The following is an 11,845-nucleotide window of genomic DNA, read 5'->3' as shown; positions in this document are numbered from 1 at the left end:
AGCGAAAAAAAACGTAATTGGCGAAGCGCAATATTGTTAATCGGCAAACATCGTTTCTTAACGTATGCCATTCAGTGTAGCGACATCCACCGTTTAGGGAGCGTTAACCGTCATACCGCTTTTGCATAGGGCAAACGGCATTAGCCAACGTTATAGCCTAAAACACGCGGCAACCAGAGCGCGATACCGGGAAATATCGCCACCAATGCCAGTGCGCAACTCATGGCAAGCACAAATAGCAACGCCCAGCCGAGCGTATGCTCAAGGCGGATTTTTGCCACCTCCGTGGTGACCATTAAATTCACCGCGACCGGTGGCGTAAACTGCCCGATGGCGATATTCATGGCGAGCAGAATGCCAAACCAGACGGGGTTCCATTCGAAGTGCTGCATGACCGGAATCAAAATCGGCATCATGATCAGATAGATCGAGATCGCATCCAGCAGCATTCCCGCTACTAGCACTGCCAGCATGACCAGGATCAATAGCAACACACCGTTATCGGTCAAACCGATAATCCACTCTGCCAAGTGGCGGAAAGTACCCAGCATCGTCCCCGCCCAGGCAAAAATACCCGCCAGGGCAATAATCAGCATGACCACGCCGGAAATAATCGCCGCTTCACCAAATAGCTCCCACAAATCCCGCCAGGAGAGCTCACGGGTCAGAAAAAGCCCAACGGCAGCCCCGTAGGCAACCGCCACTACCGCGGCCTCTGTAGGCGTAAACAGCCCCGAGCGTAATCCGCCGAGTATCAGTACCGGGGCGAATAGCGCTGGCAGTGCCTGTTTGAACGTTGTTTTCACACTCAGTCGTTCGGCGCCTTCCACCGGTGTACCGCCTTCCCAACCGTAGCGCTTGGACACCAGCAGCGCCGGCACCAAAAGCGACAAACCCGCTAATATGCCTGGGAACAAGCCAGCCGCGAACAAGGCGCGCAGGTCAACACCCGGCACCACGATGGAGTAGAGAATCAGCGCCACAGAAGGCGGAATAAGAATGGCGGTGGAAGCCGACGCCGCAATCAGCGTGGCCGAAAATGGCTTGGGGTAGCCGGCCTTGGTCATGCTCGGAAGCATTACCATCGCCACCGCCGCCGCATCGGCAGGGCCTGACCCGCTCATACCACCCATAATCATGCACACCAGCACCGCTACCAGCGCCAGACCGCCATGGCGCGGGCCAATCAAGGCCTGGGCAAAACGCACCAGACGCAGCGCCACACCGGCACGCTCGAAAATCAGTCCGGTCAAGATAAACAGCGGAATCGCAATCAGCGGATACTTGGCAATGCTGTTGTAGGTATTGGTCCCCAGCGTCGCCAACATTTCCGGGGAGAGACCAAGAACAATACCCACCGCTCCCGAGAGCGCCAGCGAAAACGCCACCGGCACTCCCGCAATCAGCAAGCCGGCGAAGGCTAGAATCATCCATACATCAGGCGTCATCGCTTTCCCTCCCGGCCAAACGGTCACGGGTTTGCTGGAAGAGACGCCACACCATCGCCAGCGTCAGGATGGGCAGCCAAATCAGATACCACCACTGCGGCACGCCAAGGCCGGGCGACAGTGACTCCCACTGGTATTCCTGCCAAACCATCAGGCCGCCAAAGCCGCTAATTAACCCCAGCACCACCAGCGTACAAAGCGCCTGGAAAAGGATTAGCAACCTACGCATGCGAGGTGGCAATAAACGCTCTAAAAAACTGATGCGAATATGCCGCTGACGACGCAGCGCTACCGAGGCACCCGCGAAAGTTAGCACCACCAGTAGAAACACCGACAACTCTTCTGTGAACGAAAAAGAGCCCCCCGTCAGGTAACGCGTGACCACGTTACCCAGGCTAATCAGTGAGATAACAATCAATGCCAGCGCGCCCAACCAACGCTCGGGCCGCGCGTCCGGAATGCCTTTCATGGAACAGCCTCACAAGCGTCACCGCCCTATAGGGCGGTGATCGTATAGGTAAATAACGTTGGTTATATTGGATTAGCGCTCGTCAATGGCTGATTGCGCCGCTTCCACCAACTCTTCGCCAATACGCGGCGTCCACTTCTCGTAGACAGACTGAGTGGCATCTACGAACGCCTGATACTGCTCATCGCTTAATTCGGTGACCGTGACACCACGCTCTTTGATAGCGGCGAGCCGCTCGCTTTCTTCTTCACGGGTCATGGCGATTTCCCACTCTCCCGCCTCCTTGGCGGTCTCGCGTAGCAGCGTGCGTTGATCTCCGCTAAGCGACTCCCAGACCTGTTGGTTAACGGCGAAAATCAGCGGGTCGTTCATGTAATTCCACAGCGTTAAGTGCTCCTGGCCGACTTGATCAATACGCGCCACGTCAAATACCGATAGCGGATTTTCCTGACCATCCACCGCGCCGGTGGTCAGCGCTGGCTGGGCATCGGTCCAGCTCATTTGCGTGGGGTCGGCATCGAGGGCCGAGAACGTATCCTGGAACAGCGGCGAGCCGACCACGCGGATTTTCAGACCGTCCAAGTCCCCAGGCTCGCTAATCGGGCCTTTCGAATTCGACACCTGGCGGAAGCCATTCTCACCCCACGCCAACGGAATCACACCGCGAGACTCAATTGCCTCGAATACCATTTCCCCAGCGTCGCCACCGGTCACCGCATCCACCGCGGCTTCGTCGGGAATGAAAAACGGCAGCGAGAAGAGATTGAGCTCGGGTACCTGCGGCGACCAGTTGATGGTCGAACCTACCGCCGCGTCGATCAGCCCCGAGCGCATGGCCGAAAACTCGCGGGTCTGGTCACCCGATACCAACTGAGAGTTGGGATACACCCGAAGAGTTAGCTCACCGTCGCTACGTTCCTCGACCAGATCCGCCCATTTTTCAGCCGCTTGCCCCCAGGGAAAGGCGTCGGGCAGCACTGTCGACACAGACAGTTCGCGGGCCTGCACGGAAAGGGAGAAAGACAGCAACATTACACCGGCCAAGCCGGTAGACATAAAAGCCATTGAGCGTGTCAGCGTCATAACAGATCCTTTTTTATCGATTTTTATGGTGGTGTATCCAACGGCGCAACGCCGTGGTTAGTGCCCCATGTCATTGTAAGCGCTCCACTACCAAAAGGAAGACGCCGAAGGTCGGCATCGTGCACCTATCAGAGACGGGAACGCGGACATTTATTGTCTTATCAGTCTGGCACTTAGCCAAGCTGATACAATAGCAATAATTTCGATCTACCTACGGACATCAACGTGCCTCTACGCGACTTGCTGCTCGGCCTATTTGTTATCGCTATTTGGGCGCTGAATATCATTGTCATCAAGGTCGGTGTGGCGGAGCTTCCGCCGCTATTGATGACTACCCTACGCTTTACGCTGGTCGCAGTCTTACTGGTGCCCTTCTACCCGGTAGCGCGGGCACAGCTGCCGTTTTTGCTGCTGCTATCCATCACCTTCGGCAGTTTGCACTTTGCCCTTCTATTTATTGGTCTGGGCCAGGCAGAAGCGGGTACGGGAGCGCTGTTAGTGCAGATGGGAACGCCCTTTGCCACGCTATTAGCGGTGATCTTTCTAAAAGAGAAGCTAGGCCCCAAACGCATTGTCGGGCTACTGCTCTCTTTTGCCGGTGTGGTCGTGCTGGCCGGTGGGCCAACGCTGCCCTCTCCGCTGCCACTGGCGATCCTGTTGTGCAGCGCCATGGGCTGGGCGGTATCCCAACTGTTAATCAAACGCGGCCCACCTATTGCGCCGCTGGCGTTGGCGGGCTGGGTCGCGCTGTTTGCGGTGCCCCAGGTAGCACTGGGATCATGGCTGTTTGAAAGTGGACAGTGGCAAGCACTAAAGCAGGCAAGCTGGTTAGGCTGGGGGGCGATGATCTACACCGCCGTGATGTCATCAATCGTTGCCTACGGGATCTGGTACGCGCTGTTACGCCGCCACCCGGTCAATCGCGTCGTCCCCATGACGCTGCTCGTTCCGGTATTGGCGGTCGGCTTGGGAGCACTGCTGATGGGCGACAGTCTGGGCGTGCATAAACTGGTGGGCGGCGGGCTGGTGATCGCGGGCATCGCCCTGATTGTGCTTAATATCAGTCATCGCCCTCGCCCCGCTTAATCTTCCGGCTGGCAAAAACCGCTCAAGGCGGGTACCGATACGCAGTCACCTTCGCCAATCCCACGTTCAGCAAAATAGCCTGCATTAACTTCCAGTGCCGCATGATAGGCAGCACCAGGGGCATAGGAGCGGCAGTTACTCGGCGACGATGACTCGCAGGGCTGCATCGTTTCAATCGCCACAATGCGCCCTGCGTCGTCGATAAAGGCGATGTCCAGCGGAATCAGCGTGCGGTACATCCAGAATCCGCTGTCGGCTGGCCGTTCTCTGTCAAAGACAAACAGCATGCCGCGTTTTTCGGGCAGATGTTCGCGTTGCATCAACCCACGCTGACGTTTCGGCAAGGTATCAGCCAGTTCGACGTCCAAGCGATGTGGGCCTTTCTCGGTATGAATCGCCAATGACAGGGTTTCCGCATCGTCTGGCGTCGCTTGCGCCCATAATGAGGTCCCAGGTAGCCACAGTGACAACGGCAATATAAGCGACGCTTTCAGCAGCGACCGACGGTTCATGGTCATGGTGTTTTCCTTTTCTCATCGGGCGCTATCAACGCCGTGTCCTGGCATCAGATGAATGCCCTCTGCCAACAGCGATACATGCACTGCTGCGCCGGGGGTCAATTGGTTACGCCGTGCCGCGTGAGTAGCAATATCGAAACGTAGCATATCGCCGTGTTGAACGCGCAATGCCACCGACGTTATGCCGCCCAGCACGACTAGCTCATCGACCGTGGCGGCAATGGGGTTCTCTCGCTCGCCAAGCGAAGGGCGGTCGCGACGATGGAGAACGATATCCGAAGGTGGCAGGTACCAGGCCACTCGCTCATCGATGTTAAGCCCCTCAAGCCCTGAGGCAACGTCCAGTTGATCGTCTCCCCAACGCAAACGACGCTCCCCTCCCACCTCCACCACCTGGCCTTCAAAGACGTTCTGCCGATCCAACAACCGTGCGACATTCGGCGAGGCAGGCATTCTAAACAGGGATTCAGGCGGGGCTTGCTGCAAACTGTGACCGTTATGCAGCACGCATATTTGATCCGCCAGCGCGGCGGCTTCTTCAAGGTCGTGGGTGACCAGCACAATGGGTATGGAAATTTGCTGGCGAAGCCTGGCCAGCTCGCGCTGAAGGCGCCGCCTCGTCACCTGGTCCACCGCCGAAAACGGTTCATCGAGCAGCAGCACCTGTGGGTCGCGAGCCAGCGCACGGGCCAGGGCCACACGTTGACGCTGGCCGCCTGAAAGCTCGCTTGGGTAGCGATTTTCCAGGCCTTTCAGGCGCACCGTTTCAAGCCATTGCTCAGCCTGAATGCGTCGCTTGGCAGGCGGCAAATGACGCAGCGCCAGCGCAATATTAGCCAAGGCGGTTAGGTGGGGAAATAGTGCATAGTCTTGAAACACCATGCCGACCCGGCGCCTCTGGGGCGATAGCGAGCGCTTACCTCGCGAGTCAAACCATGTTTGCCCTGCGCATTCAATGCGCCCCTCATCCGGGCGATACAGCCCGGCAATGGTCCGTAACAGGGTTGTTTTACCACTCCCTGAAGGCCCCACCAGCGCCAGCAGTTCGCCTGGCATGCAATTAAATTCAGCGTTCAGCGGAATCGGGCCTGTTTGTTGTACGTTAACGGAGAGCTTAGCCACGCGCCCACCTCCGACGGCCTGCCAAGCCGTACACCACGCCTAGGGTGGTAAACGACACCACTAGCAACAGCGCCGCCATCAGGGCGGCCCCCTGCTCGTCAAAGGCCTGCACTCGGTCGTAAATGGCAATCGCCAGCGTGCGGGTTTCGCCGTCGATCGCCCCACCGACCATCAGAATGACGCCAAATTCGCCCAGCGTATGCGCAAAAGTCAGCGCGGTGGCGGAGAGAACTCCCGGCCATACCAGCGGCAACTCAATGCGTAGCAGCGTTTGCCACGGGCTTAGCCCGCTGCACCACGCCGCCTCGCGCAGGTTGTGAGGCACGTTTTCAAAGGCACGCTGAATCGGCTGGACGGCAAAGGGCAGATTGGCGACCAGTGAGGCCAGCAAAATACCGCTGAAGGTAAAGTTGAGCCCACCGCCGGTGAGCGCCATCCACAGCTGACCGACCGGCGCCTCGCGGCCAAAGCTTTGTAGTAGATAAAACCCCAATACGGTCGGCGGCATTACCAGCGGCAGCGCCACCAACGCTTCGCAAAGCCCTTTACCGCGAAAGCGGGCTCCGGCCAACCAGCGGCCCAGGAAGATACCTAACGGAAGCAAAAAAACACACGTGAGTGCCGCTAGGCGGAATGACACTGAAAGCGCCGACCCATCCATCAGTCTGTACTAAACCCATAGTGTTGAAAGATCGCCCGCCCCTCTTCCTGCTGGAGCCAGGCATAAAACGCCTGGGCGGCGTCCCCCGCTTGGCGGGTGAGGACCATACGTTGGCGCAGCGGCTCATGCCAGCCTTCGGGGATGAGTACATACTCACTTCGTTCAGCCAACGGCGGTGCCAGCGCCAGGGAATAAGCCACCAGTCCGCCCTGGGCATCGTCGGAGAGCGCAAACTGTGCTGCTTGGGAGACATTCTCCCCGAGCACTCGCAGCGGTTCGGTTTGCTCCCAAAGCCCTGCATGAGTAAGCGCTTGCTTAGCGGCAACGCCATACGGTGCGTGCTCGGGGTTGGCGATAGCAATGCGCGGCCGCTCGCCGTTCGCGTGGTGCGCCAGGGCCTGCTCCACCCCAGCCAGCGGCGCGTCGTCGTCAGGCATCTCTGCCTGTCCCGACCGCTGCAGCCAAACCAGCCGCCCGATGGCGTAAATCACGCCCTCACCACGGGTATGCCCCTCGCCATGCAGCGCCTCCACGTAGCGCTCATCGGCTGAGAGAAACAGCTCGAAGGGAGCACCCTGAGCAATTTGACGACGAAAATTGCCCGAAGAGCCAAAGTTTAGCCGCAGCGTGTGCCCAGTGGCATCCTCAAAGCGTTCGGCGGCCTCCTTAAGCGCAAATTGCAAATCCGAGGCTGCCGCGACCGTCGCCGTCCCCGCCGAGGCGGGCATGGCGACCATCAGCAGCCACGCCATCCATAGGCCACGCCGACACAAGCGAGGCATTGCTTAGCTCGCCTGTGGAGGCAGATGCTGCTCGGTGATGGCCATCACTTTCATGGTGTTAGTCCCACCGTGGGCATTCATGTGATCGCCGCGGGTTAGTATCACGTAATCGCCAAGCTTGGCGACGCCTTGCTTAACCAAAAGCTCAAGGGCGCGGTCGTTAAGTTCGGTGGCCGTCATCTCTGATGTATCGAACGGCAGCGAAACCACACCGCGATACAACGCCATACGCCGCTGAGCGATGGGGTTGTGCGCCAGGCCGACAATCGGCAGCCCCGAACGTATGCGCGAGGCAATCAGCGGGGTATAACCCGACGAGGTCATGCAGGCGATGGCCGTGACGCCTTCCATATGGTTCGCCGCATACATCGCGGAAAGCGCAATGGTTTCGTCCGGACGGGTAAAGCCTTCGTGGATACGGTGGCCCGACTCCTGGGCAGTCTTTTCGCGCTCGGCGCCCAGGCATACGCGTGCCATGGCGTCGACGGTCTCGATGGGATAATCCCCCGCGGCGGTTTCCGCCGAGAGCATCACCGCGTCGCTGCCATCCAGCACGGCGTTGGCCACGTCGAATACCTCGGCACGCGTTGGCAGTGGCGACGAGATCATGCTTTCCATCATTTGCGTAGCCGTGATGACCGCGCGGTTGAGCGTACGCGCCCGCTTGATCATGCGTTTTTGCACACCCACCAGTTGGGCGTCGCCTATCTCAACGCCCAGATCGCCGCGGGCGACCATCACCGCTTCCGAGGCTTCAATAATGCCGTCAAGCGTGGCGTCATCGGCCACCGCTTCGGCACGCTCCACTTTGGCCACCAGGCCAATCTCGGCACCCTTTTCACCGAGCAGGCGGCGTGCCTCGCGCATATCTTCAGCATGACGGGGGAAAGAGATAGCCAGATAATCGACACCAATCTCAACCGCGGTTTTAAGGTCTTGCTTGTCTTTCTCGGTAAGCGCCGGGGCCGACAGACCACCGCCCTGCTTATTGATGCCTTTGTTATTGGACAGTTTGCCGCCCACCACGACCACCGTATGGACCTGAGACCCTTTGACACCGGTGACGTCCAGCACTACACGGCCATCATCAAGCAATAGCCGATCACCGGCGGTGACGTCATCGGCAAGCGTCTTGTAATCGCAGCCCACCTGAGCGCTATCGCCCGCCTCGCCGTCCATCGCCATATCGAGAATAAACGGCTGGCCTTCTTGCAGCATCACCGCGCCCTCTTTAAAGCGGGCGACGCGAATTTTCGGACCTTGGAGATCACCCAGTACTGCTACGCTCCTTCCCAGCTTGGCGGCGGCTTTACGCACTTCTTGAAGCCGACGACGGTGATCGTCGGCGCTGCCATGGGAGAAATTCAACCGTACGACATCGACCCCCGCCGCAAGCATGGCGTCTAGCACACCCTCGCGGTCGCTAGCGGGCCCCAAGGTGGCGACAATTTTTGTGCGGCGAATCAAGGAATGGTGCAGTGCGTTCATAAAGCTCCCGGGCGCTTGACGTGGATGATCACTAGCCTAACAGTATAACGCGCGAAACATGACCGCTATGCAACACCCCGCGTTAATCGGCGAGGTGAATTCGCAATGACAACGGATATTCGTCGCAATTGTTGCCGTCGCCACCCCGGTCCACCACCAAAAACTCGCCTTCTCGCTCCAGAACCGACTGAATGGCGTGCCAAGTGCCCGCGCGATAGTTGACCCCTTGGCGTCCATCGGTAACAAAGGCGCGTACATCGTCAAGGTTAATAACGTCTCCCGGCGGGGCGACCACGACAATAAAACGCTCCTGATGCAGCGGCATAAACGCTTGGCTGCCCTGCGGATGCCGCTCCAGAAACGTGAGCTCCAACGGCAGCGTAACCGGCTGACTGACGAAGATATTGATCAGCGTGCGAGCGTTTTCGCCCAGGGTTTCCACCTTGGCCAAATCATGGTGGCGCTGGGTACGCCCGGCATTAATGGGAAACGACGCGGAGGTACGCGCATCAATCACATCGCCAAAAGGGGCAAAGGCCTCTGCCGTTAGCGGCTCGGCTTTTAGCTTCAACATTGCAGCTCCTTAACGCGATGACAGTTTTAGAGAAGCATGGCGATTAACATCTTTATACAACAAATACCGGAACGGCCCGGGGCCAGCGGCATAGCAGGCCTGGGGGCAGAAGGCACGCAGCCACATAAAGTCCCCCGCCTCGACTTCTACCCAGTTTTGATTGAGGTGATAAACCGCCTTGCCTTCCAGCACGTAAAGGCCGTGCTCCATGACATGAGTTTCATCAAACGGAATCACACCGCCCGGCTGGAAGGTGACGATATTGACGTGCATATCATGGCGAACATCCGCCGGGTCGACAAAACGCGTGGTCGCCCAGCGGCCTTCGGTGCCCGGCATCTCGATGGGGGCAATGTCCTGCTCGTTGGTAACAAACGCCTTGGGTACGTCGAGCCCTTCGACATATTCATAGGCCTTGCGCACCCAATGAAAACGCACCGGTGCGCTAGATTCATTGCGCACCTGCCAGTGGCTCCCCGGGGGAATAAACGCATAGCCACCGGGGAGCATGGTGTGACGCTCGCCCGCCAGCGTTAGCGTTAATTCACCCTCGACAACAAACAGCACCCCTTCCGCCTGAGGGTCCAGTTCCGGCTTGTCGCTGCCGCCATCCGGCTGCAGTTCCATAATGTATTGGGAGAAGGTCTCGGCGAAGCCCGACAGCGGCCGCGCCAGCACCCATAAACGGGTGCCTTCCCAGAACGGCAGATTGCTGGTGACGATATCGCGCATCACCCCTTTAGGAATTAGCGCATACGCCTCGGTAAAGACGGCACGATCAGCGGTTATCTGCGTTTGCGGCGGATGCCCGCCGGTGGGGGCGTAGTAGGTAGCTGGCATATTTGAGCCCATATGACTTATGAAAAATTAGAGAAGCATCTTGTATACAAGATTAGCCATACACATTAAAGGGATCTTCATCAGAATACTTGTGAAACGTTTCTCCCAATAGTAACTTCTATAGAAACTTTCGTTTCATATCGCTTAAGCCAAACGAATCATGGTCAGCAGCAATATCCCAGTAAGCATTCGCTATCCTCTACCCATTGTTTCCATGGGCTATAGCGTTACTCAGATTAGACATTTATAACAATAGCCGCCCTGAATGGCGGTCCTATAACGCGAGGTACAGCATGTCCCAACACACTCAACCTCCGGATCCCTCTAATGGTCCAAAGCCTAAAAAAAGCTGGTGCCGGATCCCTGATATTTACGTGGTTCTGTTCGTATTTATCGGCTTGGCCGCGATAGCGACTCATTTTGTGCCTGCGGGCCAGTTCGAACGTGTTCCTGGCCCAGACGGACGTACCACTATCGATCCCACCTCGTTTGAACACGTTGCCGCCACCCCAGTTGGCCTGGTCGACTTCATGCTGGCGATACCCAATGGATTGATGAGCGCTGGCGAAGTGGTGTTTTTTACGTTCATGATTGGCGGCATGTTCATGGTATTAAGGCGTACCGGCATTATTGAGATTGGTGTGGATAAGCTGACGCGTCGCTTTGCGCGGCAGAGCCTACTTACGATTCCGGTATTGATGACGGTATTTGCTGTCATAGCAACCATCATCGGTACTCAAGAGTTGGCGCTGGTCTACGTGCCGGTCATCCTGCCGCTGATGATTGCCTTACGCTTTGATTCTGTCACTGCAGCGGCGGTGGCACTTTGCGCCACCACTGTTGGCTTCACTACGGGGGTACTCAACCCCATCAACACGGGGCTTGGGCAACAACTCTCTGACTTACCTCTCTACTCTGGTTATGGCCTACGCATCATGGCGTTTATTGCCATGTTAGCTGCGGCCATGTTCTTCGTCATGCGCTACGCGCGCATGGTCCGCCACGAGCCTTCACTCAGCCTACTGAGTACAGACTCTGGCGAATCCGAAAAACGTAGTCTGTACCAACACGCTGACAATAGCCCCGCTTTGATCGCAACAACTCGCCAGATACTTGCAGCCATTGCAACGTTCGCCTTCTTCGCCGTACTCGTCTATGGCGTGTTACAGCAAGGCTGGTTCATGATGGAGATGGCAGGCCTGTTTATCATCATGGGCATTGCGGTGGGAATTATTGCAGGCCTTGACACCGACGAAATATGTGCAGGCTTCAACCAGGGCTTCCGCGACGTATTGGTCGGCGCCATGATTGCGGGCGTCGCCCGAGGCGTGGCGGTGATGCTGGAAGATGGCCAGATCATGGATACCCTGGTGTTTGGGCTTGGCAATCTTGTCGGCGGCCTGCCTACCCTGCTTTCCGCTATTGGCATGTTCTTCGCCCAGCTCGGCTTCAATTTTATTGTCCCCTCCGGCAGCGGCCAAGCACTCGTCACTATGCCGCTCATGGCACCGCTCTCCGATATTATTGGCGTAACGCGCCAAACGTCAGTGCTGGCTTTCCAGCTGGGTGACGGCATCGGCAACATTCTCTACCCAACCTCGGGCTACTTTATGGCAACTCTGGCCCTGGCAGGTGTCCCGTGGCAGAAGTGGGTCAAATTCTTCTTCCCACTTTTTTGCGTATGGATATTGATCGCGTTAGGTTTTCTTATTCTTGCTCAAGCGACACAGTGGACCGGATAGATGCCTGCCATCACCCTTCTATTTTTGTCTAT

General features: G+C 57.6%; 12 protein-coding genes. 2 read left to right on the top strand and 10 right to left on the bottom strand.

Translation table 11 applies throughout. The features are described from left to right. Nucleotides 1–140: 140 nt before the first annotated feature. From GA0071314_RS03855 to GA0071314_RS03845, 3 genes are all read right to left on the bottom strand, one after another. Entirely contained in the window at nucleotides 141–1,448 is a 1,308-nt protein-coding gene (locus tag GA0071314_RS03855; protein WP_074395394.1) for a TRAP transporter large permease, read from the bottom strand. Continuing rightward, nucleotides 1,438–1,917: a TRAP transporter small permease gene (locus GA0071314_RS03850; RefSeq protein ID WP_074395393.1), complete on the bottom strand. Its 480-nt coding sequence runs from the start codon at nucleotides 1,915–1,917 to the stop codon at nucleotides 1,438–1,440. Before GA0071314_RS03850 ends, GA0071314_RS03855 begins: the two co-directional genes overlap by 11 nt. Nucleotides 1,918–1,989: 72 nt before the next feature. Then, nucleotides 1,990–3,000 carry a DctP family TRAP transporter solute-binding subunit gene (locus tag GA0071314_RS03845; RefSeq protein ID WP_074395392.1) on the bottom strand — a complete coding sequence of 337 codons (1,011 nt, stop codon included), beginning with the start codon at nucleotides 2,998–3,000 and terminating at the stop codon, nucleotides 1,990–1,992. Nucleotides 3,001–3,225: 225 nt separating this feature from the next. Here GA0071314_RS03845 and GA0071314_RS03840 point away from each other — a divergent pair, with 225 nt between their 5' ends. Further along, on the top strand, nucleotides 3,226–4,086 hold the full coding sequence (locus GA0071314_RS03840; RefSeq protein WP_074395391.1) for a DMT family transporter: 861 nt from the start codon (nucleotides 3,226–3,228) through the stop codon (nucleotides 4,084–4,086). On the opposite strand, the gene GA0071314_RS03835 is transcribed toward GA0071314_RS03840, so the two are convergent. The 7 genes from GA0071314_RS03835 to GA0071314_RS03805 form a co-directional block, all read right to left on the bottom strand. After that, a complete protein-coding gene (locus GA0071314_RS03835; protein WP_074395390.1) occupies nucleotides 4,083–4,604 on the bottom strand; it encodes a DUF192 domain-containing protein in 522 nt (173 codons plus the stop codon). The genes GA0071314_RS03840 and GA0071314_RS03835 overlap by 4 nt on opposite strands. Before the next feature lie 15 nt (nucleotides 4,605–4,619). Next, nucleotides 4,620–5,726 (bottom strand): ABC transporter ATP-binding protein, encoded by a 1,107-nt coding sequence (locus tag GA0071314_RS03830; RefSeq protein ID WP_074395389.1) that lies wholly within the window; start codon nucleotides 5,724–5,726, stop codon nucleotides 4,620–4,622. Beyond that, complete coding sequence (gene modB, locus GA0071314_RS03825) at nucleotides 5,719–6,330, bottom strand: molybdate ABC transporter permease subunit (protein ID WP_231896506.1); 612 nt, start codon at nucleotides 6,328–6,330, stop codon at nucleotides 5,719–5,721. Before modB ends, GA0071314_RS03830 begins: the two co-directional genes overlap by 8 nt. A gap of 56 nt (nucleotides 6,331–6,386) precedes the next feature. Beyond that, nucleotides 6,387–7,169 (bottom strand): molybdate ABC transporter substrate-binding protein, encoded by a 783-nt coding sequence (modA, locus tag GA0071314_RS03820; protein ID WP_074395387.1) that lies wholly within the window; start codon nucleotides 7,167–7,169, stop codon nucleotides 6,387–6,389. A 3-nt stretch (nucleotides 7,170–7,172) separates the two neighbouring features. Beyond that, on the bottom strand, nucleotides 7,173–8,657 hold the full coding sequence (gene pyk / locus GA0071314_RS03815) for a pyruvate kinase (protein WP_074395386.1): 1,485 nt from the start codon (nucleotides 8,655–8,657) through the stop codon (nucleotides 7,173–7,175). 82 nt (nucleotides 8,658–8,739) lie between these two features. After that, entirely contained in the window at nucleotides 8,740–9,231 is a 492-nt protein-coding gene (locus GA0071314_RS03810; RefSeq protein WP_074395385.1) for an ureidoglycolate lyase, read from the bottom strand. Nucleotides 9,232–9,240: 9 nt separating this feature from the next. Then, nucleotides 9,241–10,071, bottom strand: a complete 831-nt coding sequence (locus tag GA0071314_RS03805; RefSeq protein WP_074398416.1) for a bifunctional allantoicase/(S)-ureidoglycine aminohydrolase — start codon at nucleotides 10,069–10,071, stop codon at nucleotides 9,241–9,243. A 293-nt stretch (nucleotides 10,072–10,364) separates the two neighbouring features. On the opposite strand from GA0071314_RS03805, the gene GA0071314_RS03800 reads away from it, so the two are divergent. After that, nucleotides 10,365–11,813: a YfcC family protein gene (locus GA0071314_RS03800; protein ID WP_074395384.1), complete on the top strand. Its 1,449-nt coding sequence runs from the start codon at nucleotides 10,365–10,367 to the stop codon at nucleotides 11,811–11,813. Nucleotides 11,814–11,845 lie beyond the last annotated feature (32 nt).

Source organism: Halomonas sp. HL-93, from assembly GCF_900086985.1.
GTDB lineage: Bacteria > Pseudomonadota > Gammaproteobacteria > Pseudomonadales > Halomonadaceae > Vreelandella.
This window is presented reverse-complemented; position numbering and strand designations above follow the sequence as displayed.

Excerpts from the sequence above, each read along its gene's own strand:
- GA0071314_RS03810 (WP_074395385.1), bottom strand. The coding sequence starts at position 9,231 with ATGTTGAAGCTAAAAGCCGAGCCGCTAACGGCAGAGGCCTTTGCCCCT.
- pyk (WP_074395386.1), bottom strand. The coding sequence starts at position 8,657 with ATGAACGCACTGCACCATTCCTTGATTCGCCGCACAAAAATTGTCGCC.
- GA0071314_RS03845 (WP_074395392.1), bottom strand. The coding sequence starts at position 3,000 with ATGACGCTGACACGCTCAATGGCTTTTATGTCTACCGGCTTGGCCGGT.
- GA0071314_RS03835 (WP_074395390.1), bottom strand. The coding sequence starts at position 4,604 with ATGACCATGAACCGTCGGTCGCTGCTGAAAGCGTCGCTTATATTGCCG.
- GA0071314_RS03855 (WP_074395394.1), bottom strand. The coding sequence starts at position 1,448 with ATGACGCCTGATGTATGGATGATTCTAGCCTTCGCCGGCTTGCTGATT.
- GA0071314_RS03850 (WP_074395393.1), bottom strand. The coding sequence starts at position 1,917 with ATGAAAGGCATTCCGGACGCGCGGCCCGAGCGTTGGTTGGGCGCGCTG.
- modA (WP_074395387.1), bottom strand. The coding sequence starts at position 7,169 with ATGCCTCGCTTGTGTCGGCGTGGCCTATGGATGGCGTGGCTGCTGATG.
- GA0071314_RS03800 (WP_074395384.1), top strand. The coding sequence starts at position 10,365 with ATGTCCCAACACACTCAACCTCCGGATCCCTCTAATGGTCCAAAGCCT.
- GA0071314_RS03805 (WP_074398416.1), bottom strand. The coding sequence starts at position 10,071 with ATGCCAGCTACCTACTACGCCCCCACCGGCGGGCATCCGCCGCAAACG.